We start from the raw sequence: 22,305 nt of genomic DNA, 5'->3' as shown, positions 1-22,305 counted from the left end.
CGTTGAAATGGTGCGGACACCCGCCCCGCGCCCTCCGTTAAACGGAATGGTTTACACGGTGCCAACGGCGGGCGGGGGCAAGCCCCGCCCCTACGTCGGGCTACGAACTGCTAATGCGGCTCTACCACGGCCATTGTCGCGGTGGCCTTAGCAATCAACTTGTCGTCGCACCATACCTCCGACTCGCAGAAGTGCAGGCGGCGGCCGGCTTTGAGCACCCAGCCCACGGCCCGCAGGCGCTGGCCAATGCCGGGGTGCAGGTAGCTGGTTTTGAGCTCCACCGTCACCACGCCCGTGCCATCGGGCACCAGCGTAACGGCTGCGAAACCGGCAACTAAGTCGGCCATCGTGGCTACCAGGCCGCCGTGGGCGAAGCCGGTGTGCTGCTGGTGCTGCTTTTCGAGCACCAATTCGGCCTCGATGCGGCCGGGTTCAATCAGGGTGAGGTCGGCGCCGATGTGGTGCATGAAGTGCTGGCGGACCAGCTTGCGGCGGATGCGCCTTTGCAGGGCTTCGAGGGGCTCGGGAGAATTGGGAGCGTCGGGGGTCGTCGTCGGGTTCATGGAGCAAAGTTGGGGGTTTCGGCGGGTTGCGCGGCGGCGGCGGTGGTGAAGGGCGGGCGAAATATTGGGTGGGCAGATGCGTTTACCCCGCGTACTGTAGCTTTGCCCGTTCTATGAGTGCACTTTCTTCTACCCCGCCCACCGAACTGCTGGAGGCCTACGCCGGCCGGGCCCGGGTACGGGTGTGCGGCCTGCTGATGCGCGAGGGCGCGCTGCTGCTCACGGCCCACCGGGGCCTGCTGCCCGACGGGCTGCCGTTCTGGTCGCCGCCCGGTGGGGGCTGGCAGTTTGGCGAAACCCTGCACCAGGGCCTGCAGCGCGAGTTTGCCGAAGAAACCGGTCTGGCCGTAACGGTAGGCCGGTTTCTGCACCTGCACGAGTACCAGGGGCCGGGGCTACAGGCGCTGGAGCTGTTCTTCGAGGTGCTCCCGCTCGATGCCGCCGCCGTGCCCCGCCTCGGCCGCGACCCCGAGCACGGCCCCGATGAGCAGCTGCTGACCCACCTGGAGTTCGTGAGCCCGCGGCAGCTGGGGCTGCTGTTGCCGCGGCAGGTACATCCGGTGCTACGCGACCTCATCAGCCCCGACGATGTGTTCATTCCGCAAATCCGGTTTCAGTAAAACCCGGCCCTTTGTACCTTTAAGGGCCGGAACGTTGCCTGAACGGCGCGCCGGGCCTTTTTAGCTTCTCTTTTCTTTATTGCTGCTCATGCTGTCTTCTGTTGCTCCCGCTTCTCTGGCCCCGGCGGCCCTGCACCGCCTGCGCGACGAAACGCTGGACCCCGAGCAGCTAGCGGCCTACAACCTGTATATCACGGCGGGCCCGGCCAGCCTGCGCCTGGGCGTGGCCGATGCGCGGCGCAATAAGTTTCTGGCCCTCGAAGAGTATGCTGCCCCCGAGGCCGGCCTCAGCTACGCGCAGCAGCTGGCGGCGCTGGCTGCCGAGCACGACCTGCTGGGCCGCAGTGGCTGGCACCGCGTACGCCTGGCGGTGCACAACCGCGCCTTCACGCTACTGCCCGCCGCCCTGTTCCGCCCCGGCGACGAAACGGCTTACCTGAGCCTGCATCACGCCCTGAACCCCGGCCGCGAGTCGGTGCACGCCTATGCGCACAGCGGGCTGGATATCGTGAGCCTGTTTGCCGCCGACCGCGACCTGACGGACTGGTTCGGGCACACGTACCCCGCGGGCCGGCTGGTGCACGGCACCACTCCCCTGCTGCAGGGCGTGGTGCAGCAGAGCGAGGCCAGCGGGGCCAGCCGCATCTACCTCAGCATCGGCCCCGGCCAGCTTACGGTACTCGTAATGCAGGGCAAGCAGCCCCGCCTGTGCAACGTGTACCCCTTCAGCACCCCCGAAGACCTCATTTACTACGTGATTCTGGTGATGCAGGAGCTGCAGCTCGACCCCGACCAGGACCCGGTAGTTATCTGGGGTGATTTGATGCACGACTCGGAGCTGTTCACGATTCTGCGCAAGTACATCCGCCACCTGCGCTTCGGCAACCGCCCCTTCGACCTGGGCTACAGCTACCGCCTCAACGACCTGTTCGAGTACCGCTACTTCGAGCTGTTCGCCCTGCATCTCTGCGAGTAGGTGAGATAGGGAGTTGATGTCCAGGAAGCCTGACTGCGCGATGTGCGCGGCTGGCAGCTTTGATTTAATTCGCGCCGCTTACGCACCAAGAAGGCTTTTCGAACATCAAATCCCCATCTCACCACTCACCAAATCACCGCCTTATGCGCATCGCCCTGTTTCCCGGTTCCTTCGACCCGTTTACCAACGGCCACCTCGATGTGGTGCGGCGGGGTACGGCGCTGTTCGATCAGGTTATCATTGCCATTGGCAACAACAGCAGCAAGCAGCGCTACCTGCCCGTGGAGCGGATGACAGAGCTGATTGAGGGCGTATTCCACGACGAGCCGCGGGTATCGGTGCGGGAGTACCAGGGCCTGACGGCCGATTTTGCCCGCGAGGTAGATGCCCGGTTTCTGCTACGCGGCCTGCGCAACACCACCGACTTCGAGTACGAGAACACCATTGCGCAGGCCAACCGCCACCTCAACCCGGCCCTCGAAACCGTGTTCCTCATCACCTCCCCCACCCTGGCGGCCATCAGCAGCACCATCATCCGCGAAATTCACCGCTTCGGCGGCAACGTTGATGATTTCGTGCCCTACACCCTGCCTAAACCTTGAATATCAAGGAGAAAACGTAAAAAGTGAAAGCCGTTCAGCTACCCTAATGGGCAAACTGAACGGCTTTCACTTTTTACGTTTTCTCCTTGATATTCAGAAATTAACGCCGGGCTACCACGCGCATGCCGATGAGCTCGGTGCTGTTGCCGGGGCTCATGACGGGCAGCACCAGGTATTCGGGCGAAGTCAGGCTTAGGTTGGCCTCGCGCAGCAGCGTATCCTCGTCGCTGCCGAGCAGTACAATGTCGCGCACTTTGCGGGTGCTGGCGTCGAAGGTTACCACCAGCGTGGTGCCGTTGCGCTCGAAGGTATTAATCCAATCCTGGCCCTTGGTGGCCTTCATCTGGGCAGCGGTGGGCTCCAGGCCGATGGCCTGCTCGCGGGTTTCCTTGGGGGCGCCCATAGTACGGCGCAGCTGATCAATGTTGCGGCCCACCAGGGCCGGCACGTCGACGGTGGCGTTGCGGCCGGCTTCGGTGGTGCCGGTCGAGGGGCCACTTTTTTCGCCGCCGGCCATCTGCGAGCCGCTGCAGGCACTGGTGAGAGCCGTCAGAAGGGCCAAGGCAAAGTACAGGTTCGGGCGCATGGGCAAAAGCTTAAGGCTAAGAGGTTTTTTCGGGGCTGGGCGAAGTCTGGCCGGCCATTTTGCTGAGGTAATGGCGCATAACCAGCGCAATGCTGGCGTAGGAGTTGTCGAGCACGGCCAAGGCCTCCTGGGGCGTCATCCAGCGCACTTCCTCGATGTACTCCTCGGCCTGGGGCTTCATGAGCGTGTCGTCGAGGCAGCGCATGATATACCAGTTCGTTTTTTTGAGGATTTTGTTGCCGTTGTAGGCGTAAGAGTGCCAGGTGCTGGGCAGCTTCTCGCCCAGCTCAATCTTCACATTGCACTCCTCCTCCACTTCGCGCACCGCCCCCAGGGCCGGGTCCTCGTCCTTCTTGAGCTTGCCCTTGGGCAGGTCCCACTTACCGAGGCGGAAAATCATGAGCACCATGCCATCCTTCTCGACCAGGCCGCCGGCCGCTTTCACGATGCGGAACTGGTCTTTGAGGTGCAGGATGAGGCGTTTCTTCTTACGGGCCAGCAGGGTGAGGGAAGTCAGCTTTTTAAGCTTTTTCACCTCCATCAGCCGCAGCAGCCGGTCGACGAACCCATCGGTTACGTCGCGCACCAGCACGTCGCCAATCAGGTCCTTGGACGAGAATTCGTCTTCCGGATTCAGAATCAGGTCGTACTTGTGCTTGTAAATCTTTTCGCTGTTTTTTTTAATAATCAGCGGAATGTCGTTGATGAAAACGTTCATCGCGGCGGGGTGAGCAGGAGGCAAATGAAAACGAAAGCGTCTGGCTGCAAAGCACAGCATATTTCTCCGGAAACGAAAAGGCGGCCGGGCCGGGCAAGATACGCGAAGTTGCCGGTTGGGTTCGACAAAAGGTGAGATAGTGAGCTGGTGAAATAGTGAGTTTGACGTTCCGGGGCCCTACCGGCGCAGGTGGCGCAATCAGGCCCCCGGAACGTCAAACTCACCAGCTCACTATATCACCATTTCACCTTTTACCTTCGCTCCATGAAAAAAATCGGCCTGCTCTCCGACACTCACGGCTACCTCGACGACCGGATTCTGCACCACCTGCGCGGCTGCGACGAAATCTGGCACGGCGGCGACTTCGGCAACGCGGCCGTAGTGGAGCAGCTGGAGAAGCTGGCGCCGCTGCGGGGCGTGTACGGCAACATCGACGGCCGCGACGTGCGCCTGAGCCAGCCGCTGGTGCAAAGCTTCGAGCTGGAGGGCCTGCAAGTGCTTATAACGCATATTGGCGGCTACCCCGGCCACTACAGCCCCGCCGGCCGCGCCCTCATCGAGCAGCACCGGCCGGGTTTGTTTATCAGCGGCCACTCGCATATTCTCAAGGTGATGCCCGACAAGACCCGGCGCCTGCTGCACCTGAACCCCGGCGCGGCCGGCCGCCACGGGTTTCATAAGGTGCGCACCCTGCTGCTGTTTGAGGTAGAAGCCGGCAAAGTGCAGCAATTGCGGGCCGTGGAGCTGGGCCCCCGCGGGGCCGAGTGAGGCGCACTGCCCCTCCGGGGGCTGGGGCTTGCTGGCAGTCCCAACAAGCAAAAAGTGCCTTCTCTAGAACAGAGAAGGCACTTTGATAAAGCTGGCGTGCAAACCCACCGACGCCGGGATACGGGCAGCCAACGGCGGCGCGGTTTAGGCGGCGGCTTCGGTTTTGGCTTCGCTCTGGCCGAAGCGCGACTTCAGCTCGTCGAGGTCCACGTTCTTGAGAACGGGGGTCAGGAGGAGTTGCTTGATGATGCGCTGCTTGTTGTTGGCGCGGGCAATGTTCTTGCGGTGCTTCCGCTTCAGACGGGTAACGCTCATTTTTTCCGGGTCGGTTAAGTCTTTCGGTAATTGAGGGGCAAAAGTAACGACTAAATTTGACACCCGAAAACCTTTCTCCGATTTTACCCTTTCTACCTCCCATGACCCAGCCCCCCATCGACCTGCGCTCCGACACCGTTACCCGCCCTACCCCGGCCATGCTGGAGGCCATGTTCCGCGCCCCCGTCGGCGACGACGTGTACGGCGAAGACCCCACTGTGCGGGCCCTGGAGGCCGAAACGGCCGCCCGCTTCGGCCTCGAGGCCGGCCTGTTCTGCCCCTCCGGCACCATGACCAACCAGGTGGCCATCAAGGCCCACACCGAGCCCATGAGCGAGGTAATCTGCGAGCAGACTTCGCACATTTATCTGTGGGAAGTGGGCGGCATTGCCTTCCACTCGGGCGCTTCGGTGGCCCTGCTGCCCGGCGACCGGGGCCGCCTGACGGCCACGCAGGTGGAAGCCGCCATCCGGCCCGAAAACGTGCATTACCCCATTACCCGCCTTATTTCGCTCGAAAACACCCACAACCGCGGCGGCGGCAGCTGCTACGCTCTGCCCGAACTGGAAGCGCTGGCCGACGTAGCCCGCCGCCACCACCTGCCCCTGCACCTGGATGGCGCCCGGGTGTTCAATGCGCTGGTGGCCACCGGCCAGGACGGTCGCGAGTACGGCCGCCTGTTCGACACTATTTCGGTGTGCCTGAGCAAGGGCCTGGGTGCGCCGGTGGGCTCGGTGCTACTGGGCTCCAGGGCGTTTGTCGAGAAGTGCAAGCGCATCCGCAAGGTGATGGGCGGCGGCATGCGGCAGGCCGGCTACCTGGCCGCGGCCGGCCTCTACGCCCTCGAACACCACGTGGCGCGCCTCGCCGACGACCACCGCCGCGCCCAACAGCTGGCCCAGGCGCTGGCCGCCCGCCCCTACGTAACGCAGGTGCTGCCCGTCGAAACCAACCTCGTCATCTTCCGCCTCGCCGACACCCTGCCCGCCGAGCAGTTTCTGGCCCACCTGGAGCAGCGCGGCATCCGCGCTTCCTCCTTCGGCCCCCAGCTGATTCGCTTCGTAACCCACCTCGACATCGACGACGCCATGCTGACACGGGTAGAAGCGGCGCTGGCTGAACTGTAGAGTAGTGAGTAGTGAAGAAACGTCATTCTGAGCATGCTGCTCTAAGCGCAGCATGCCCAGAATGACGCACTTTTATCAGCTGCGATTTATCAACTGCTGCTCTACAGCTCGGCACTGCCTCGCCTATTTATTCTGAATTCACGTCATTTACTACCCTCTTCCTCCCTTTTCCACCGCATGGAATTATATAATACCCTGACGCTGCTATTGGTAATAGCGGCAGCTTTCGGCTACATCAATCACCGCTTCCTGCGCCTGCCCGCTACCATTGGCCTGATGGTTCTGGCCCTGGTTTCCTCGCTGGTGGCCATTGCCCTGGGGCGGCTGGGGGTACCCTGGGTGATGAGCGCCAGCGAACTCGTGCGCAACATCGACTTTCATGATGTGCTCATGGATGTGATGCTGAGCTTTTTGCTGTTTGCCGGCGCCCTGCACGTAGATGTGCGCACGCTGGGCAACGAGCGTTGGGCCGTGGGCACCATGGCCGTGGTGGGCACGCTGCTCTCGACGCTGCTCGTGGCTACGGGCATTTTCTACCTGCTGCCGCTGATGGGCTTCGATACGCCCTACATCTATTGCCTGCTGTTTGGGGCGTTGATTTCGCCCACTGACCCCATTGCCGTTATGGGCATTCTCAAGCAGGCCCGCATCAGCAAGAGCCTGGAAATCAAGATTGTCGGCGAGTCGCTTTTCAATGATGGCATTGCGGTGGTCGTGTTCATCAGCCTCTATGAAATTGCCGTGTACGGTACCGACAAGGCCACCCCGGCCTTTATCGGCGAGCTGTTTCTGCGCGAGGCGCTGGGCGGTATTCTGCTGGGCGTGGGGCTGGGCTACGCCGCGTACTGGGCCCTGCGCACCATTGATAACTACAAAGTAGAGGTGCTCATAACGCTGGCCCTGGTGATGGGCGGCACGGCGCTGGCCTCGGCCTGGCACACGTCGGGGCCGCTGGCCATTGTGGTGGCGGGCCTGATTGTGGGCGACAAGGGCCGCGAGAAGGGCATGTCGGACCTGACGCGCGAGTACCTCGACAAGTTCTGGGAGATGCTGGATGAAATCCTGAACGCGGTGCTGTTCGTGCTCATTGGCCTCGAAATGCTGGTGCTCGATATCAGCAATGCTGTGCTGCTGGTTGGGGCCGCCGCCATTGTGCTCACGCTGCTGGCCCGGTTCGTATCGGTGGCCCTGCCGCTAAGCTTCCTGCGCCGCTACACAACGTTTAACGCCCCCACCCTGCGCGTACTAAGCTGGGGCGGCCTGCGGGGCGGTATTTCGGTGGCCTTGGCCCTGTCGCTGCCTCCCACCATGCCCCGCGACCTGATTGTGGGCATTACCTACGTAGTGGTCGTCTTCAGCATCATCGTGCAGGGCCTCACTATCGGGCCGCTGGTTAAGAAACTCGGCCTCAGCACCGAAGCCGAGCCGGGAATGCATTGAGTTGAGAAGCTGTTAGCGGAGAGCCATTAGCTGACAGCTTTCGTTCAACGGAGAAGCTATCAGCTAATGGCTCTCCGCTAACAGCTCAAAAAAGATGGATCTATTCGTCATCGGTGATGTGCACGGGTGCTACCACACCTTTCGGGCAGTGCTGCGGCATTGGCGGCCGCAGCACGAGCTGCTGGTGCAGGTGGGCGACCTGGTAGACCGGGGCCATGGCATACCCGAGTGCGTAGCGCTGGCCCGCGAGCTGGAGGCCGCGCATCCTGGGCGCACGGTGTTTCTGCTGGGCAACCACGAGCACTCCATGCTGCGCCACTACGGCCCGCAGGGTCCGCACCGCGCCTGGCTGAGCTGGGGCGGCCAGGCCACCGCCGACCAGTACCGGGGCCGGCCCAAGATGCTGCGCGAGCACCTGGCCTGGCTGCACGAGCGCCCGCTGTTCTGGGCCAACGACCATCTGGTCATCAGCCACGCCGGCTTTGCCGATACGCCCACGCCCCTGGAGCCCGACGACTACGACGGTGTGCTGTGGCGGCGCGGGCCGCTGCTGAACCTGGCGGACCGGCGGCAGGTGGTGGGCCACACGCCCACGCCGGACGGCGAAATCCTGCTCGACCCGCTGGCCAACGCGTTGTACGTCGATACCGGGGCCTACCTGAACCGGGGCCTGACGGGGGTGCGCCTCTCGGCGGCCGGCGAAGTGCTGGCCGAATTCGCGGTGCCCACTTCGCCGCTCGATATCGACCTGGATTAGTCTCTGCCTACGTTTTTGCCCTATGCCTACCCCCGCTACCGAAGCCGCCCTGCGCCACCTGCGCGCCACCGACCCGGTGCTGGCCCGCCTGATTGATGCCGGCCGACCCATTGCCCCGGCCGCCCACGAAGACCTGTACCTGGGCCTGCTGCGGGCCATCGTGAGCCAGCAGATTTCCACCAAGGCGGCGGCGGCCATCTGGCGCAAGTTTCAAGCCCTGTTCGGCCCCGAGGGCTACCCCGAACCGGCGGCGCTGCTGGCGTTTTCCGATGAGGAACTGCGCACGGCTGGCCTCTCGCATCAAAAAGCCGGCTATCTGCGCGCCATTGCCGATTTCGCCCTGCGCGATGAGCTCGACCACGCCCACCTCAGCCAGCTCAACGAGGAAGAGCTGACCCAACACCTCACCCAAATAAAAGGCGTGGGCCGCTGGACGGCCCAGATGCTGTGCATGTTCGCGCTGGATATGCCCGACGTATTCCCCGAAGGCGACCTGGGCATCCAGAACGCCATGCGCCGCCACTACGGCCTCGAGGAAACCGGCCGCGCCCTGCTGCGCCGCCTGACGGAACTGGCCGAGCCTTGGCGCCCCTACCGCACCCTGGCCAGTAAGTACCTATGGCAGTCGTTGGAGTGAAGTGATGACTTGGTGAACTAGGAATACGCAAGAACGTCATTCAGAGCGCAGCGAAGAATCTCGCGTGCCACAGTAATTCCTGACGACAGGGTTACCATGGCACGCGAGATTCTTCGCTGCGCTCTGAATGACGTTCTTGTGTATTCCTAGTTCACCAAGTCACCGACTATTCACCATTGCGGCGGGCGTCGCGGATGCCAAGGCCAATGGCAATGAAGGTGGAGAGCAGCGGCACGAAGAAGCCGAACAGCAGCCAGGGCCAGAACCGCCGCCCGTACATGTGGGCAATGTAGACGGTAATCACCGCCGAAAGCAGGCAGACGGGCAGGGCAAACAGCAGGTTATCAATAATTCCCATGAGGAAGCGGGGCGGTAATTATGGCTTATTGATAAGCAACCGGAATCTGGGCCAGCTGTTCGGCGGGCTGCCAGCTAGCAGGCCGCAGGTTGGGGTAGAACCAACCGGCACCGGAAGCCAGCCACTGCGCCCGAAACTGCCGGGCGCTGGCGGGCGTGGCATCATGATACCCGAACTCGGCCCCGCAGCAGCCGCATAGCGTATGGTCGGGCGTATGCTCATCGGGCCCCCAGGGCGACTCGTCGTAATCCAGGCCGCACACGCGGCAAAACCACAGCGGCATGGCGCGGGGCCGTTAGGCCTTCTTCAGGAACTCGGTTTTCAGCACCATGGTGCTGCCGCCGGCCCGGCCTTCAATTTCGGCGGGACTGTTGGTGAGGCGGATGTTTTTGACCACCGTGCCGCGCTTGAGCGTGAGCGAGGAGCCCTTCACCTTCAAATCCTTGATCAGGGTCACCGAGTCGCCCTCGGCGAGCAGGTTGCCGTTGCTGTCCTTTACGTCCATGGAATTAACTGTTGAGCTGGATGTGTAATAACGATAGTGGTGCCACAAAGCCCTGCGGGCGATTCGTGGCACCACCCCATTTGATATAAGGCCTACCGCAATCTGCGGCATCCAATTATCTGCAACATCTGTGATCAGACGTTGAAGCGGAAGTGCATGATGTCGCCGTCCTGCACCACGTACTCCTTGCCTTCGACGGCCATTTTACCGGCTTCCTTGATTTTGGCTTCGGTTTTATACTGCTGGTAGTCGGGCAGCTTGATGACTTCGGCGCGGATGAAGCCCTTCTCGAAGTCGGAGTGGATGACGCCGGCGGCGGCGGGAGCTTTGTCGCCGCGGTGCACGGTCCAGGCGCGTACTTCCTGCACGCCGGCCGTGAAGTAGGTAATCAGGTTGAGCAGCGAGTAGGAGGCGCGGATGAGGCGGTTAAGGCCCGACTCGGTGAGGCCGTACTCGCCCAGGAACATTTCCTTTTCCTCGGGGTCCTCCATCTCGGCAATCTGCGACTCGATGGCGGCCGACACCAGCACCACCTCGGCGCCTTCCTGGGCCACGTGGGCCTGCAGGGCGGCCACGTGGGCGTTGCCGTTCTGGATGCTGCCCTCGTCCACGTTGGCCACGTAAATCACGGGCTTGATGGTGAGCAGTTGCAAATCGGCCACGGCCTCCAGCTCTTCGGGCGTGGCGTCGAGGGCGCGGGCGTTCTGGCCGGCCTCCAAAGCGTCCTTGAACTTCTGCAGCACCACCACTTCCTTCTTGGCAGCCGCATCGCCACTCTTGGCCGAGCGCTCCGACTTGGCCAGCTTCTTATCGATACTCTCCAGGTCCTTGATCTGCAGCTCGGTATCAATCACGTCCTTATCGAACACCGGATCGACGCCGCCGGCCACGTGCACGATGTTGGGGTCGTCGAAGCAGCGCACCACGTGGATGATAGCATCGACCTCGCGGATGTTGGCCAGGAATTTATTGCCCAGGCCCTCACCCTTGGAAGCGCCTTTCACGAGGCCGGCAATATCCACGAACTCGATGATGGTAGGCAGCACCCGCTTGGGGTTCACCAGCTCCTCCAGAATCTGCAGCCGCTCGTCGGGCACCGTAATCACGCCCACGTTGGGCTCGATGGTGCAGAACGGGTAGTTGGCCGATTCGGCTTTGGCGTTGGAAAGGGCGTTGAAAAGCGTGGATTTGCCAACATTCGGCAGGCCGACGATACCGCAGCGGAGACCCATGGTCTGTACGTTAAAGAATGGAGAAGTAAGAATTTGGAATTGGACGGGCAGGCCGAACGGCAATTCGGGGGCAAAGGTACGGGGCTTTTTGGGGGAATGTATGGGCCGGGCCAAACGAGGCGGCCATAAACCGGCAGCGCGTGCCGCGGCCAAGGCCGGGCACGCGCTGCGGTAAGCGGGCAATGGGTAAAGCTTGTTTCGGTAGGCGCGGCTTTAGGGGAGCGGTTAGTAAGTGGCGTCGGGGCGGTTGTCGCGGCCGTCGCGCTCGTCGTAGGCGGGGCGCGGGCGGTCGAGCTCGGCCACTTCCTCGGCCGTCAGCAGCTCCTCGCGCACGTAGTCCACTGCATCCTGCAGGGCATCGACAAACTTGAGGAAATCTTCCTTGTACAGGAAAATCTTGTGTTTCTCGTAGGAGAAAGTGTCGTCGTCGCGCAGGCGGCGCTTGCTCTCCGTGATGGTGAGGTAGTAATCCTGCCCCCGCGTGGCCTTCACGTCGAAAAAGTACGTGCGCTTGCCGGCTTTAATGCGTTGGGAGTAAATTTCTTCCTGTTCGTAGCGGTCTTCCACTGGCCTATCCGTTAAAGTTTGGTTTTTCCAAGATGATTGAAGTTGAACGCAAAATACGGAGTTACCGCAATATTAGGAAGTTTTAGGACCGTAATTTTCCAATTGTGGGACAGGAATTCAAAAAAGAGACGTTATATTGAATTCTACCGGCTTTTTCCAGAACGTCATCCAACGTCGGCGCGCTGCGAAAACAAGATTATATTGAGTAGGCCGGCTGCCCTCGTCCCCGCGCCGGCCGTTTCGCCGCGCGGCTGCCGCTCCCGTTGCACCCGATTCGGCCGTACCTTGCCTTGCATCCTGCTCCTGCCCTTTCTGCTATGGCCCAACCGCTCGATTTAGCCGCCGTCCGCTCCTTTACCAACCTCGAATTTCTGGCCCGCCAGCTGGTGGAGGGCTTTATTACGGGCCTGCACCAGTCGCCCTACCACGGCTTCTCGGTCGAATTTTCGGAGCACCGCCTCTACAACCCCGGCGAAAGCACCCGCCACCTCGACTGGAAGGTGTTTGCCCGCACCGATAAGCTGTTTGTGAAGCGCTACGAGGAGGAAACCAACCTGCGCTGCCACCTGCTGCTCGACGTGAGCCCGAGCATGTACTACCCCGCCCCCGGCCACGACAAGCTGCTGTTTGCGGTGCTGTGCGCGGCGGCCCTCACCACGCTGCTGCAAAAGCAGCGCGACGCCGTGGGCCTCGTCACGTTTGCCGATACCGTGGAGCTGCAGACGCCGGTGCGCTCGACCAGCACCCACCGCCACACGCTGCTGCTCACGCTGCAACAGCTGCTGGAGCGGCCCGCCAGCCCCGGGCGGGCGGGCACCAACGTGGCGGGCGTCATCCATGCCATCGCCCAGCAAATCCCGAAACGCTCGTTGGTGGTCCTGTTTTCCGACATGCTCGGCCGGGCGCCCGCCGAGCAGGACGAAACCCTGGCCGCCCTGCAGCACCTGCGCCACCAGCACCACGAGGTGCTGCTGTTTCACGTGATGGACCGCGCCACCGAAGCCGATTTCAACTTCCAGGACCGCCCCTACCTGTTCGAAGACCTCGAAACCGGCCAGACCCTGAAGCTGCAGCCCAACCAGGTGCGCGAGCAGTACCAGGCCGCCATGCGCCACTACGAGCAGGAGCTGGCCCTGCGCTGCGGCCAGTACAAAATCGACTTCGTGCCAGTCGATATCCGCGAGCCGTTCGACAAAGTGCTGCACGCCTACCTGGTAAAGCGCGGCAAGGTGCGGGGGTAGGTTTTTGCAGGTGTTCTTCCAATTGCAAATTTCCTCCTGCCGATGGAAATATACATGCTGAAAGCCGGGTGGTTGTTTTCAACGTTAACCACTATTTACATTGCCCGAGCCTATAACCGGACGTGGTGGTGGGTAGTGCCGGCTGTGGTTCTGCCGCTTCTTTCCACGCTACTTGTCATACTGGTAGTTCTACCGGAAAGTCGCCGTCGGGAGCGGGAAGATGACGAGCGGTATGCAGCCGAGCGGGCCGCCAGACGGACAGTTTCCCAGCCTGTAACTGAAGAGGCATCCGCTCCTGCCGTCAGCGCTCCAGCGCCGACAACAGGAGCGGATGCCCCTACAATTTCCTGAAATCAAAACACTACCGCCGGCCCAACTCGCGCAGGTGGGCTACGTGCGAGGCTACGGCGTAGCGCATCTTGGGGTACTCGTTATATTCGACGTTAAACTCGGTACACATCTGGCGGATGATTTTGTTGAGGGCCGGGTAGTGCACGTGGGAGATGTTGGGGAACAGGTGGTGCTCAACCTGGAAGTTGAGCCCGCCCACCAGCCAGCTGATGAGCTTGCTGTCGGTGGCGAAGTTGGCGGTGGTCCGAATCTGGTGGATGGCCCACTCGTCCTCGATTTTGCGGGTGGTTTCGTGGGGCACCACGAAGGAGGTCTGCTCGACGGTGTGGGCCAGCTGGAACACAATGCTGAGCGTGAAACCGGCTACTGCGGCAAAAAGCAGGAAGCCCACCAGCCAGCCCACGAAACCAACCGTCCAGATGGGCAGGACGACGAACAGAATCAGGTGCAGCGCCTTGAAGCCCCAGAACACGCCCTCGTCGGAAGCCGTCATTTTCTTGATGGCTATGTCGCCGATTTTACCCTTGAAGTACTTCTGGTAATCCATGAAGAAAATCCAGGCGATGAACAGCAGCGCGTAGAAGAACCAGAAGTACAGGTGCTGGAAGCGGTGCAGCAGCCGGCGGGGCTGCTCGGGGCTCAGGCGCAGCCAGGGCTGGGCATCGAGGTCGTCATCAACCCCCTCCACATTGGTGTACATGTGGTGGATGAGGTTGTGCTTGGCATTCCACATGAAGGAATTGCCACCCAGCACGTTGAGCGTGAAGGAGGCGAACTGATTCATCCACTTGCGCTTGCTGAACGAGCCGTGGGCGCCGTCGTGCATCACGTTGAAGCCGATGGCCGCGCCCAGCAGGCCCAGCACTACTGCTTCGAGCATGCCGATGAGCGCCGGCGGCGTCCAGAACACTAGGTGCAGGTAAACACCCACAAAGGCGCTGGTAAGCAGCAGCGCCTTAAAAAACAGGGACTTGCCACCGGTAGTAGTTTTGCCGGCCTCGGCAAAATAGGCGGCCGTGCGCCGCTTCAGCTCCTGATGAAAGGAGCGGGAAGCCGCAAATTTGGGGGCGTGCATGAGGGGGGGAATGGGGAGGAGGAAATAAGCTGCCAAGCCGGCAACCAGCCGATTGGCGAAGGGCAGTTACGCCGGATTGGACCGGGACACCCAGGGGCTACGGCCAGCTCTACAAAGATACAGCCAAGCCCCGCGCTTGTTGCCATTCGGCCGGTAAAGCCCGGTATTTTACACAACGCTCCGCCGCCACCCGGCACAAACAGCAAGAGCCGCAACGCCGAAGGCCGCGGCCCTCCAGACGAGGCAACTCCGGCGCGGGGGCCGGCTGCTGCCCGGGTCGGAGGGCCGCGGACTTGCGCGGTTTGCCGGTAAAGGAACTAGCGGGCGGCTACGGCCCGGGTTTCGCCCACTGGCAGGCCCGGTTTGAGCAGGCCCTGCATTTCAGAGAACGGCACGAATATGCTGATCTGCCCATATACGTAGGCGGCAATTTCGTAGGGCAGGTACACGAAAACGGCGCCGCCGCTGGTCAGGTACACGTTGCGGGTTACGGGCAGCGTTTTCACCAGCAGGGTTTTCGAGAGCGGCTCGTTGGCTCCCAGCCCCAGGCTCGGGCGGGCGTACTGGCCCAGCAGCTTCTCCAGCTTCGGCTTGGCACTGGCCAGGAAAATGTCGTCGTAGCGCAACGACTTGCCGGTGCGCGTGTCGTAGCTCTGCACGTAGGTGCCGTAAATGCCGTGGGCGCCGCCCGAATAATCGTAGCCGAAGAAGCCCATGCTCAGCAGGTTACCCTCGTTCCAGAGCACGTAGGTGTTCACCTCCTGCTCGTAGGCCAGGGTTTCGATGGGGCGATACTCCTTGGTCTTGTCCTTGGCCGCGGCCGCCAGCAGCGGAGCCGCGTCGGAGCGGTAGTCTTTGGTGAAGGCCCGCAGCTGCTCGTGCCAGATGGAATCGAGGGCCGGAACGGGGGCGGTATCGAGCGTGTCGCCGTGCAGGCCGCGCAGGATGTTGGCCGCCAGCACCTCCTGGTTGGGCGCCATAAACGGTACCAGCGCGTGCATCACGCGGTGCCCGCGGATGCTGTCTTCGGGATGATCAGGACGGGGCACCACATCGGCCACAAAGTTGCGGGCGGCGAAGCGGATGCCCTGGGCCGGCCGCAGCTGCCGCAGCCGCACGGGCTGGCCCTTGTGGGTACCCACCAGCTGGTTGGCTTCTTCCTTTAGCAGCCATTCGGGGCCGGTTTCGAGGGGCTCGTCCTCGTCGTCGGCGGCGGCGCCGTTGCCGCTGGCTACGGCGGCGGCCAGGCCTTTGGCTAGGTCACTCAGGTTCAGGCTGTCGCCCTGGCTGCCGGTGTCGCCGCCCAGCTCGTAGGGGTGGCCGTCGCGGCCGGCGTAGAAGCCCACAATACGGCCCGGGGTGGCGGCGCCGGGCTCGGAACCCAGGCGCTGCAGGTGCAGCGTTACGCTGTCGGTGGTGCCGGGCAGCAGGCCGCGGTACTGCCGGTACCACGAGCCGGTGTCGTTGGTGGGCTCGGGCGCGGCAACGGCAGTATCGGTAGTTGCCCCCGATTGCTCGGTGCCGGAATTACAGGCGCTCAGCAGCAGCAGGCCGAGGGCCAGCGGAGCGGGCAGCTGCCGCAGCAGCGAGGAAGGACGAAAGCGGGAAAGGTCGTTCATAGTCTACAAAGAAAACAGATTGCCGGCACTCGCCCGGGGCCGTGTATTTTCTTGGCATTATTTCACCGGTTCAGCTTCGCCCTGCGTATGTACAGACACGATTCTGACCGGCCTTTTCGGCTCCTTTTCCTTCTCAACGCACTTTCCTATGAACCACATCATTACGGGGCAGGACGCCCATGGCAACGACATCAAGCTCGACTACATCGACCACGGCCAGGGCAAACCGGTGGTGCTCATCCACGGCTGGCCGGCCACCTACAAAATGTGGGAGTACCAGCTCACGGCCCTCACCGAGCAGGGTTTCCGGGTGGTGGCCTACACGCGCCGCGGCTTCGGCAACTCCAGCAAACCCTTCGAGGGCCACGACTACGACACCTACGCCGACGACCTAAAGGCCATTCTCGACCAGCTCGATTTGCAGGACGTGACGCTGGTGGGCTTTTCGATGGGCGGCGGCGAAGTGGCCCGCTACATGGGCCGCCACGGCGGCGCCCGCGTCAGCCGCGTGGCTTTCGTGTCGGCCGTTACCCCCTTCCTGCTCAAAACTGCCGACAATCCCGAAGGCGTCGACCGGGAAACCTTCGACAAGATGGTGGACGGCCTGGAAGACGACCGGTTCGATTTCCTCCAAAGCTTTGGCAAGAACTTCTACGGCGTGGGCCTGCTGCGAAACCCCGTCAGCGAAGCCGCCCTCGAATGGACCCAGCACATGTGCGAAATTGCCGACCCGCGGGCCACCATCCTGAGCGTCCGCGCCTGGTCGGAAACCGATTTCCGCCAGGACCTGACCACCATTCAGGTGCCCACGCTGGTTATCCACGGCGGCGACGACGCACTGGTGCCGCCGAAAGTAAGCGGCGAGCGGATGACGCATTTCGTGCCCCATGCCGAGTTCATCGAGTATGCAGGCGCCCCGCATGGCCTGTTCATTCCCGAAAAAGAACGCCTCAACCGCGACCTAATCACCTTCGTGCACGGCGGCGACATTCAGAAAACGGCCGACAGGTATTAGGGAGTGGTAGGAGACGAGAACGGCTATTGCTGGGGCCAAAAGCCAAAGCATAATCCGGCCGGATTTGACAGGACGGCTGTTTTTGCCAGCAAAGCCGGGGCTCCCTAAGTACTACCCGTTAATCACTAAAAAACCCGGTAGCCGCAAGGCTGCCGGGTTTTATTGTAGGTAGGGATGCCAGTTTTGGTCGAGGGTACCGGCGCTGAGTTTGAGGAAGCCGGTGAGGGTGGGCTTTTTGGGCTGCTGCCGGATGGTGAGGCCGGCCTCCTGGGGCGTGTGGTGGCCCTTGGCGTGGTTGCAGCGCGAGCAGGCCGTGAGTAGGTTGCTCCAGCTCGAATCGCCACCCCTACTTCGGGGTATCACGTGGTCGAGCGTCAGGTTTTTGGTCGAGCCGCAGTACTGGCACTCGAAATTGTCGCGCTTCATCACGTTGTGGCGGCTCAGGGCAATGCCCTTGTAGGGCACGCGCACGTAGCGCTGCAGCCGGATGATGCTGGGCTTGGGGTACGAGCGGCTCACGGTGCGCAGCACGCCGTGCTCCGATTTGGCAATGAGCTCGGCCTTTTCGAGGTAGAGCAGCACGAAAGCTTTCTGGACGCTGCACAGCGTAATGGCCGTGTAGTCGCCGTTTAGTACAAGCACTTTGTGGTCCATACAGCGCGAAGAAAAAGAACCTACTCTGCCAGAAAGCTAGATGATTCTAAGCGCATTAACAAGCGGGCGAAGGTTCTGGTTGCAGACGGTGAAATAGAAAGCGGTTGAGAAGAACGTGTCATTCTGAGCGAAACGGAGCGTAGTCGAAGCATCTCGCGTGCCATAGTAACCCTGTCATCAGGAATAACCGTGGCACGCGAGATGCTTCGACTACGCTCCGCTTCGCTCAGAATGACGGTTATCTACCCTGTTCTTCCTATCTACTCCTCGCTCAGGATGCGCTTGATCAGGCGCAGCTTGTGGCTGTAGCGCTGCTGGTCGCGGCGGAAGATGCCGTTGTGGTCGAGCGGGTCGATGCGCACCTCGCCGCTGGCATGCAGAATTTGCTGGTCTTCCAGCAGCAGGCCCACGTGCACAATGCGGCCCTCGGCGTTGTCGAAGAAGGCCAGGTCGCCGGGGCGGGTCTGGGCCACGAAATGCACCGGCTGGCCCACTTCAATCTGCTGGTGGGCATCGCGCGGCAGCTGCACGCCCACCAGCCCGTAGAGCTGCTGCACGAGGCCCGAGCAGTCGATGCCGAACAGGGTTTTGCCACCCCACAGATAGGGCGCTTTCAGGTATTGCAGGGCCATTTTCTGGAGCAGGCGCAGGCGCACCTCGGCGGGGCCCTGAGGGCCGTGGCCGTTGCGCGGGTTGGTGGCCGCCCCGTTGTAGAAGTAGGCCTGCTCGCCCAGCTGCAGCGTCATGCCATCGAAAAATGGCAGCCGGGTGCCCAGCGTGACGGGCATTTTAGTGCTGTCGTCGCTCACCATCTGCACCACGTCGAGGGTGCGCGGGTGGTCTTCGGCCTGCCAGCGCCGGAAGTAGTCGGCCGATACGGGGCGGTGCTGCTTGGTGTCCATCCAGCCCACGTACTGGTCGGCGGCCAGGCGTACCTGCTGCCAGTTGCCCTGCACGAGCAGCACCGAGTAGCACTCCCCAAAAATAAGCTGGGTAACGATTTCGGCCTTATCGGTGGCCTCCGCCCGTACCGGCACGGCGCTCAGGGCACAAATTCCGTGGTTCAAGAGGTGAGGTGGTGAAATGGTGAGATGGTGAGTTTGACGTTGCACAGGGCCGGCTGGCGGCGGGCTGGGCGCCCTGTTCAGCTTAAACCGCAAACCTGGAGCATGTGGGTCATGCGGTGCACGTAGGTGTGGTCGCGCATTGTGCGGGCGTAGGCGTTGGCGGCAATGCGGTTGCGCTCGGCCGGGTTGGCCAGGTAGTGGGCGCACAGCTCGGGCAACTCGGCCGCATCCTCATACAGCCCGATTTCCTCGCTTGGCACGTACAAATCGGCAATTTCAGTTTTGTTGTCGCTGAGCTGAAAGGCGCGGCAGCCGCTGGCCTCGAACAGCCGCGGATTGATGCCGTAGGGCCAGCGCTGATACCACTGGTGCACATTGAGCACGATGCGCGCCTGGTTAAAGAGCAGCGCCATTTCGGCCGGCGTGAAGTAGCCGAAACGCAGGAAATGCTCCCGCAGCGGCGAGTTTTTCGCCAGGTTCCGCTGCCAGGGCCCGATAATCGTGAGGCGGTGGTGGCGGGCCAGCTCCAGCAGCACCCGCTCGCGCACCGGGTGCCAGTCGCCGGCAAACACAATGTCGTACTGCTGCTCCACACCCTCCAGGGGCCGATGAATGGCCGGGTCGACGGCGACGGGCAGGTAGTGCGGCTCGCGGGCGTGGTAGTGCCGGTACACGGCCTGGGTACCGTGGCTGTTGGAAAAAAAGAAGTCGTACTCTTCGAGCGGAATATACTTGTGGGCCAGCGAAATAGGATCATCGAGCCACCAGCAGATGGTGGGCAGGCCCCGGCGCTTCAGCTCGCGCAGCGTGGCAGCATCGTGGTAGCGGCCGTACACGGTGAAGAAAACGTCGGGCTTCACCTCGTCGGCCAGCTCCAGCAGCTGCCGGTTTTTATAGGCGTGGAATTTTGCCTTGCCCAGCTTTTCCCGCATGCGCTCCAGCTGGTTTTCGCGCTCGTAGTTGAACGCCACCACCTCGTGCCCCATCAGGCGCAGGGCCGTGGCGGCAAAGTGCGTCATGGGGTTGGTGCGGGTGTAGGCCGGAATCGAAAGCAGAAACTTCATAAATCACAGATGGCGCAGATGATGGATGACGCAGATGCGGGCGTCATCCGGCGTCAAAAGTACACGCTGCCAGCGCACAAGCCCTTACTTGCGCGGCTATATCAAATCAACCCGCTTAAAAAAGGCTGCCTCAATTACCAATCAGGAAATCGGCGCACTCAAAAAAATCAGGGGCAAGGCGTGCTTAATAGTCGCGGGCGCGGTCCATTTCGCGCTTCTGGTCTTTGGCCTTAAGGTCGTCGCGCTTGTCGTAGAGCTTCTTGCCTTTGGCCAGCGCAATTTCGAGCTTGGCAAAGCCCCGGTCGCTCACGAACAGGCGCACGGGCACGATGGTGAGGCCCTGCTCCTGGTTTTTGGCGGCCAGCTGCTTGAGTTCGCGCTTGTTGAGCAGCAGCTTGCGGGCGCGGGTGGGCTCGTGGTTGTTGTAGGTGCCCTCGGTATACTGGGCAATAGTGATGTTGTGGGCCCAGAGGCTGCCGTCGGGGTGGAACACGCAGAACCCGTCGCCGAGCTGCACGCTGCCGTCGCGGATGCTCTTAATTTCGGTGCCCTTCAGGACCAGACCCGCGGTGTAGTTAACCAGAAAGGCATACTCGAACCGGGCGCGGCGGTTCTGGATATTGATGTGCTTGACTTTTTCTTCCTTCATCACTGATTGGCGCTGATTTTTGCGCTGATTTCGCTGATTATCGTTTTGCCGAAACTGGGCGGCTATTCCCGCCAACTGAGGAGGAGCGGACGCGGGTTACGCGCCTTTGGCTCCGCCCCGCAGCTCCCGGAACCTGGCCAGCAGCTTTTCGCGGCTGACGATGCGCTGGCCGGTGCGGCCCGTGGCCACCAGCCGCGCACCCACCCGGGCTTCTACGCGACACAGCAGCTCGGCGCCGTTGAGCTGCTCAAAAATAGCCCTAAATTCCACGGTTTCGCCCTCGAAGGCCGGGCCGCGGTGCTCCACCGTCAGCAGCGTGCCGATGCCCTCCTCCCCCGCTTCCAGCATCTGCTCCACAAACTGCCGGCTGGTCCACTCCAGCGCCTGCCCCAGCGCAAACGTGCTGAGCACCGGATGAATCAGCTGGCCGTTGAGCACCGCAAAATCAGCCGCCGTCACGGTCAGCTGGTACGTCTGCTCATCGCCGGGCCGGAAGGGGTTGGTCATTTTTTAGTTGTCAGTTGCCAGTTGTCAGTGGGAACGTCATTCAGCGCGTAGTCGAAGCATCTCTACCGCAACACTAACTCTGTCGGCTGCAACGAAGCGGTAGAGATGCTTCGACTACGCTCAGCATGACGTTCCCACTGACAACTGGCAACTAACAACTGGCAACTCGATTTACCCCAGCTTCAGGCGTGGGTCGGAGCTGACGAGCTGGGTGGCGAAGTCGCCGGCTTCGTATTGGAACTGGGCGGTGCGGGCCACCATGGCGGCGTTGTCGGTGCAGTACTGGAAGGCAGGGATGAACACCTGCCAGTTCTGGGCGGCGGCTTCGTCCTGCAGGGCCTGGCGCAAACCCGAGTTGGCGGCTACGCCGCCGGCCAGGGCAATCTGGGTCAGGTGCTGGTCGGCGGCGGCGCGGCGCAGCTGGCGCAGCAGCGTCTGGATGATGGTGTGCTGGATGCTGGCGCAGAGGTCGGCCAGGTTCTGCTCCACGAAGTCGGGGTTTTTGGCCGTTTCCTTGCGGATGAAATAGAGCACCGCCGTTTTCAGGCCGCTGAAGCTGAAATCGTAGCCCGGCATGGTGCCGACCGGAAACGGGAAGCGCAGCGGGTCGCCCTGGCGGGCCAGCTTGTCGAGGTGGGGGCCGCCGGGATAGGGCAGGCCGAGCAGCTTGGCCGTTTTGTCGAAGGCCTCGCCGGCCGCGTCGTCGATGGTCTGGCCGATGATTTCCATCTCCAGCGCGCTCCGCACTACCACCAGCTGGGTGTGGCCGCCGCTCACGGTGAGGCACAGAAACGGAAACTCGGGCCGGGGCTCCTCAATAAAATGCGCCAGAATGTGGGCCCGCATGTGGTTGACGGCAATCAGGGGCTTGCCCAGGGCCAGGGCCAGGGTTTTGGCGAACATGCCCCCCACCAGGAGCGAGCCCAGCAGCCCCGGCCCCTGGGTAAAGGCTACCGCGTCGAGGTCGGTTTTGCGGATGCCTGCTTGCCGGAGCGCCGCCTCTACCACCGGCACCAGGTGCTGCTGGTGGGCGCGCGAGGCCAGCTCGGGCACTACGCCGCCGTACTGCTCGTGTACTTTCTGGGTGGCTACCACGTTGGAACGCATCTGCCCGTCGATGAGCACGGCGGCCGAGGTATCGTCGCAGGAAGATTCGATGGCGAGGATGGTCATGTTGTGAGAAGTTAGGAGATAGAAGCCAGAAGTTCGAATTGGCTGGTGGCAAAATTACAACGAAGCAGGCCAGCCCTACGTCGTTCCTATCCAATTCTAGCTCCTAACTCCTGGCTTCT

At 62.1% G+C, this 22,305-nt stretch carries 27 protein-coding genes; 10 read left to right on the top strand and 17 right to left on the bottom strand.

Annotation, left to right across the window (positions count from 1 at the left end):
• Positions 1-110 precede the first annotated feature (110 nt).
• Positions 111-563: a PaaI family thioesterase gene (locus BMY67_RS04380; protein WP_092768659.1), complete on the bottom strand. Its 453-nt coding sequence runs from the start codon at positions 561-563 to the stop codon at positions 111-113.
• 113 nt (positions 564-676) lie between these two features.
• Here BMY67_RS04380 and BMY67_RS04375 point away from each other — a divergent pair, with 113 nt between their 5' ends.
• The 3 genes from BMY67_RS04375 (at position 677) to coaD (ending at position 2,761) form a co-directional block, all read left to right on the top strand.
• Positions 677-1,183: an NUDIX domain-containing protein gene (locus tag BMY67_RS04375; protein WP_092768656.1), complete on the top strand. Its 507-nt coding sequence runs from the start codon at positions 677-679 to the stop codon at positions 1,181-1,183.
• An 88-nt stretch (positions 1,184-1,271) separates the two neighbouring features.
• The gene (locus BMY67_RS04370; RefSeq protein WP_143069692.1) at positions 1,272-2,159 is read left to right on the top strand and encodes a DUF3822 family protein; all 888 of its coding nucleotides are present in this window, start codon (positions 1,272-1,274) and stop codon (positions 2,157-2,159) included.
• A gap of 143 nt (positions 2,160-2,302) precedes the next feature.
• Entirely contained in the window at positions 2,303-2,761 is a 459-nt protein-coding gene (gene coaD, locus BMY67_RS04365; protein ID WP_092768650.1) for a pantetheine-phosphate adenylyltransferase, read from the top strand.
• 100 nt (positions 2,762-2,861) lie between these two features.
• On the opposite strand, the gene BMY67_RS04360 is transcribed toward coaD, so the two are convergent.
• Positions 2,862-3,347 carry a hypothetical protein gene (locus BMY67_RS04360; RefSeq protein WP_092768647.1) on the bottom strand — a complete coding sequence of 162 codons (486 nt, stop codon included), beginning with the start codon at positions 3,345-3,347 and terminating at the stop codon, positions 2,862-2,864.
• Between the two features lie 16 nt (positions 3,348-3,363).
• Entirely contained in the window at positions 3,364-4,065 is a 702-nt protein-coding gene (locus BMY67_RS04355) for an NUDIX hydrolase (RefSeq protein WP_092768644.1), read from the bottom strand.
• Positions 4,066-4,329: 264 nt separating this feature from the next.
• Here BMY67_RS04355 and BMY67_RS04350 point away from each other — a divergent pair, with 264 nt between their 5' ends.
• Positions 4,330-4,833 carry a metallophosphoesterase family protein gene (locus tag BMY67_RS04350; protein ID WP_092768641.1) on the top strand — a complete coding sequence of 168 codons (504 nt, stop codon included), beginning with the start codon at positions 4,330-4,332 and terminating at the stop codon, positions 4,831-4,833.
• A gap of 144 nt (positions 4,834-4,977) precedes the next feature.
• On the opposite strand, the gene BMY67_RS19275 is transcribed toward BMY67_RS04350, so the two are convergent.
• A complete protein-coding gene (locus BMY67_RS19275) occupies positions 4,978-5,148 on the bottom strand; it encodes a hypothetical protein (RefSeq protein WP_177189680.1) in 171 nt (56 codons plus the stop codon).
• A gap of 101 nt (positions 5,149-5,249) precedes the next feature.
• On the opposite strand from BMY67_RS19275, the gene BMY67_RS04345 reads away from it, so the two are divergent.
• The 4 genes from BMY67_RS04345 to BMY67_RS04330 all read left to right on the top strand — a co-directional run bounded on the left by BMY67_RS04345 (position 5,250) and on the right by BMY67_RS04330 (position 9,109).
• Positions 5,250-6,275 carry a threonine aldolase family protein gene (locus BMY67_RS04345; protein WP_092768638.1) on the top strand — a complete coding sequence of 342 codons (1,026 nt, stop codon included), beginning with the start codon at positions 5,250-5,252 and terminating at the stop codon, positions 6,273-6,275.
• 177 nt (positions 6,276-6,452) lie between these two features.
• Complete coding sequence (locus BMY67_RS04340) at positions 6,453-7,715, top strand: cation:proton antiporter (protein WP_092768635.1); 1,263 nt, start codon at positions 6,453-6,455, stop codon at positions 7,713-7,715.
• Between the two features lie 94 nt (positions 7,716-7,809).
• Positions 7,810-8,472 carry a metallophosphoesterase gene (locus tag BMY67_RS04335; RefSeq protein ID WP_092768632.1) on the top strand — a complete coding sequence of 221 codons (663 nt, stop codon included), beginning with the start codon at positions 7,810-7,812 and terminating at the stop codon, positions 8,470-8,472.
• Positions 8,473-8,494: 22 nt separating this feature from the next.
• Complete coding sequence (locus BMY67_RS04330) at positions 8,495-9,109, top strand: DNA-3-methyladenine glycosylase family protein (RefSeq protein WP_092768629.1); 615 nt, start codon at positions 8,495-8,497, stop codon at positions 9,107-9,109.
• A gap of 166 nt (positions 9,110-9,275) precedes the next feature.
• On the opposite strand, the gene BMY67_RS04325 is transcribed toward BMY67_RS04330, so the two are convergent.
• The 5 genes from BMY67_RS04325 to BMY67_RS04305 form a co-directional block, all read right to left on the bottom strand.
• On the bottom strand, positions 9,276-9,467 hold the full coding sequence (locus BMY67_RS04325) for a hypothetical protein (protein ID WP_092768626.1): 192 nt from the start codon (positions 9,465-9,467) through the stop codon (positions 9,276-9,278).
• Between the two features lie 25 nt (positions 9,468-9,492).
• Entirely contained in the window at positions 9,493-9,750 is a 258-nt protein-coding gene (locus BMY67_RS04320) for a hypothetical protein (protein WP_092768623.1), read from the bottom strand.
• Positions 9,751-9,762: 12 nt separating this feature from the next.
• Positions 9,763-9,972: a zinc ribbon domain-containing protein YjdM gene (locus BMY67_RS04315; protein WP_019947089.1), complete on the bottom strand. Its 210-nt coding sequence runs from the start codon at positions 9,970-9,972 to the stop codon at positions 9,763-9,765.
• Positions 9,973-10,106: 134 nt separating this feature from the next.
• Positions 10,107-11,204 carry a redox-regulated ATPase YchF gene (gene ychF / locus BMY67_RS04310; RefSeq protein ID WP_092768620.1) on the bottom strand — a complete coding sequence of 366 codons (1,098 nt, stop codon included), beginning with the start codon at positions 11,202-11,204 and terminating at the stop codon, positions 10,107-10,109.
• A gap of 225 nt (positions 11,205-11,429) precedes the next feature.
• Complete coding sequence (locus BMY67_RS04305; protein WP_092768617.1) at positions 11,430-11,771, bottom strand: DUF3276 family protein; 342 nt, start codon at positions 11,769-11,771, stop codon at positions 11,430-11,432.
• 317 nt (positions 11,772-12,088) lie between these two features.
• On the opposite strand from BMY67_RS04305, the gene BMY67_RS04300 reads away from it, so the two are divergent.
• Positions 12,089-13,012 (top strand): DUF58 domain-containing protein, encoded by a 924-nt coding sequence (locus BMY67_RS04300; protein WP_092768614.1) that lies wholly within the window; start codon positions 12,089-12,091, stop codon positions 13,010-13,012.
• Positions 13,013-13,373: 361 nt separating this feature from the next.
• Here the strand turns inward: BMY67_RS04300 and BMY67_RS04295 are convergent, their stop codons facing one another.
• Together BMY67_RS04295 and BMY67_RS04290 are read right to left on the bottom strand one after the other, a co-directional pair.
• Positions 13,374-14,438 (bottom strand): fatty acid desaturase family protein, encoded by a 1,065-nt coding sequence (locus BMY67_RS04295; RefSeq protein ID WP_092768611.1) that lies wholly within the window; start codon positions 14,436-14,438, stop codon positions 13,374-13,376.
• 317 nt (positions 14,439-14,755) lie between these two features.
• Positions 14,756-16,057, bottom strand: coding sequence for a DUF3298 and DUF4163 domain-containing protein (locus tag BMY67_RS04290; RefSeq protein WP_092768608.1), 1,302 nt, complete (start codon positions 16,055-16,057; stop codon positions 14,756-14,758).
• Between the two features lie 148 nt (positions 16,058-16,205).
• Between BMY67_RS04290 and BMY67_RS04285 the strand changes: the two genes are divergently transcribed.
• Positions 16,206-17,072, top strand: a complete 867-nt coding sequence (locus tag BMY67_RS04285) for an alpha/beta fold hydrolase (protein ID WP_092768605.1) — start codon at positions 16,206-16,208, stop codon at positions 17,070-17,072.
• A 159-nt stretch (positions 17,073-17,231) separates the two neighbouring features.
• Here BMY67_RS04285 and BMY67_RS04280 read toward each other — a convergent pair whose 3' ends face one another.
• The 6 genes from BMY67_RS04280 to tsaD all read right to left on the bottom strand — a co-directional run bounded on the left by BMY67_RS04280 (position 17,232) and on the right by tsaD (position 22,186).
• On the bottom strand, positions 17,232-17,726 hold the full coding sequence (locus tag BMY67_RS04280; RefSeq protein WP_019947081.1) for an HNH endonuclease: 495 nt from the start codon (positions 17,724-17,726) through the stop codon (positions 17,232-17,234).
• A gap of 260 nt (positions 17,727-17,986) precedes the next feature.
• A complete protein-coding gene (locus tag BMY67_RS04275) occupies positions 17,987-18,793 on the bottom strand; it encodes a C40 family peptidase (RefSeq protein WP_245744877.1) in 807 nt (268 codons plus the stop codon).
• 77 nt (positions 18,794-18,870) lie between these two features.
• Positions 18,871-19,857: a CgeB family protein gene (locus BMY67_RS04270; protein ID WP_092768602.1), complete on the bottom strand. Its 987-nt coding sequence runs from the start codon at positions 19,855-19,857 to the stop codon at positions 18,871-18,873.
• 184 nt (positions 19,858-20,041) lie between these two features.
• On the bottom strand, positions 20,042-20,506 hold the full coding sequence (smpB, locus tag BMY67_RS04265) for an SsrA-binding protein SmpB (RefSeq protein ID WP_092768599.1): 465 nt from the start codon (positions 20,504-20,506) through the stop codon (positions 20,042-20,044).
• A 96-nt stretch (positions 20,507-20,602) separates the two neighbouring features.
• Positions 20,603-21,013 carry a thioesterase family protein gene (locus BMY67_RS04260; RefSeq protein ID WP_092768596.1) on the bottom strand — a complete coding sequence of 137 codons (411 nt, stop codon included), beginning with the start codon at positions 21,011-21,013 and terminating at the stop codon, positions 20,603-20,605.
• Positions 21,014-21,184: 171 nt separating this feature from the next.
• Positions 21,185-22,186 (bottom strand): tRNA (adenosine(37)-N6)-threonylcarbamoyltransferase complex transferase subunit TsaD, encoded by a 1,002-nt coding sequence (gene tsaD, locus BMY67_RS04255; RefSeq protein WP_092768593.1) that lies wholly within the window; start codon positions 22,184-22,186, stop codon positions 21,185-21,187.
• Positions 22,187-22,305 lie beyond the last annotated feature (119 nt).

It is taken from the genome of Hymenobacter actinosclerus (genome assembly GCF_900111515.1).
GTDB lineage: Bacteria > Bacteroidota > Bacteroidia > Cytophagales > Hymenobacteraceae > Hymenobacter > Hymenobacter actinosclerus.
Note: the sequence above shows the minus strand (reverse complement) of the source record. Positions and strands in the feature narration are given on the sequence as shown.

What these genes read in the sequence shown, in the direction of transcription:
- BMY67_RS04290 (WP_092768608.1), bottom strand. Translation starts at nt 16,057, where the DNA reads ATGAACGACCTTTCCCGCTTTCGTCCTTCCTCGCTGCTGCGGCAGCTG.
- tsaD (WP_092768593.1), bottom strand. Translation starts at nt 22,186, where the DNA reads ATGACCATCCTCGCCATCGAATCTTCCTGCGACGATACCTCGGCCGCC.
- BMY67_RS04350 (WP_092768641.1), top strand. Translation starts at nt 4,330, where the DNA reads ATGAAAAAAATCGGCCTGCTCTCCGACACTCACGGCTACCTCGACGAC.
- smpB (WP_092768599.1), bottom strand. Translation starts at nt 20,506, where the DNA reads ATGAAGGAAGAAAAAGTCAAGCACATCAATATCCAGAACCGCCGCGCC.
- BMY67_RS04285 (WP_092768605.1), top strand. Translation starts at nt 16,206, where the DNA reads ATGAACCACATCATTACGGGGCAGGACGCCCATGGCAACGACATCAAG.
- BMY67_RS04315 (WP_019947089.1), bottom strand. Translation starts at nt 9,972, where the DNA reads ATGGACGTAAAGGACAGCAACGGCAACCTGCTCGCCGAGGGCGACTCG.
- BMY67_RS19275 (WP_177189680.1), bottom strand. Translation starts at nt 5,148, where the DNA reads ATGAGCGTTACCCGTCTGAAGCGGAAGCACCGCAAGAACATTGCCCGC.
- BMY67_RS04270 (WP_092768602.1), bottom strand. Translation starts at nt 19,857, where the DNA reads ATGAAGTTTCTGCTTTCGATTCCGGCCTACACCCGCACCAACCCCATG.
- BMY67_RS04330 (WP_092768629.1), top strand. Translation starts at nt 8,495, where the DNA reads ATGCCTACCCCCGCTACCGAAGCCGCCCTGCGCCACCTGCGCGCCACC.
- BMY67_RS04325 (WP_092768626.1), bottom strand. Translation starts at nt 9,467, where the DNA reads ATGGGAATTATTGATAACCTGCTGTTTGCCCTGCCCGTCTGCCTGCTT.
- ychF (WP_092768620.1), bottom strand. Translation starts at nt 11,204, where the DNA reads ATGGGTCTCCGCTGCGGTATCGTCGGCCTGCCGAATGTTGGCAAATCC.
- BMY67_RS04260 (WP_092768596.1), bottom strand. Translation starts at nt 21,013, where the DNA reads ATGACCAACCCCTTCCGGCCCGGCGATGAGCAGACGTACCAGCTGACC.
- coaD (WP_092768650.1), top strand. Translation starts at nt 2,303, where the DNA reads ATGCGCATCGCCCTGTTTCCCGGTTCCTTCGACCCGTTTACCAACGGC.
- BMY67_RS04370 (WP_143069692.1), top strand. Translation starts at nt 1,272, where the DNA reads ATGCTGTCTTCTGTTGCTCCCGCTTCTCTGGCCCCGGCGGCCCTGCAC.
- BMY67_RS04335 (WP_092768632.1), top strand. Translation starts at nt 7,810, where the DNA reads ATGGATCTATTCGTCATCGGTGATGTGCACGGGTGCTACCACACCTTT.
- BMY67_RS04345 (WP_092768638.1), top strand. Translation starts at nt 5,250, where the DNA reads ATGACCCAGCCCCCCATCGACCTGCGCTCCGACACCGTTACCCGCCCT.
- BMY67_RS04355 (WP_092768644.1), bottom strand. Translation starts at nt 4,065, where the DNA reads ATGAACGTTTTCATCAACGACATTCCGCTGATTATTAAAAAAAACAGC.
- BMY67_RS04320 (WP_092768623.1), bottom strand. Translation starts at nt 9,750, where the DNA reads ATGCCGCTGTGGTTTTGCCGCGTGTGCGGCCTGGATTACGACGAGTCG.
- BMY67_RS04300 (WP_092768614.1), top strand. Translation starts at nt 12,089, where the DNA reads ATGGCCCAACCGCTCGATTTAGCCGCCGTCCGCTCCTTTACCAACCTC.
- BMY67_RS04375 (WP_092768656.1), top strand. Translation starts at nt 677, where the DNA reads ATGAGTGCACTTTCTTCTACCCCGCCCACCGAACTGCTGGAGGCCTAC.
- BMY67_RS04295 (WP_092768611.1), bottom strand. Translation starts at nt 14,438, where the DNA reads ATGCACGCCCCCAAATTTGCGGCTTCCCGCTCCTTTCATCAGGAGCTG.
- BMY67_RS04340 (WP_092768635.1), top strand. Translation starts at nt 6,453, where the DNA reads ATGGAATTATATAATACCCTGACGCTGCTATTGGTAATAGCGGCAGCT.
- BMY67_RS04360 (WP_092768647.1), bottom strand. Translation starts at nt 3,347, where the DNA reads ATGCGCCCGAACCTGTACTTTGCCTTGGCCCTTCTGACGGCTCTCACC.
- BMY67_RS04380 (WP_092768659.1), bottom strand. Translation starts at nt 563, where the DNA reads ATGAACCCGACGACGACCCCCGACGCTCCCAATTCTCCCGAGCCCCTC.
- BMY67_RS04280 (WP_019947081.1), bottom strand. Translation starts at nt 17,726, where the DNA reads ATGGACCACAAAGTGCTTGTACTAAACGGCGACTACACGGCCATTACG.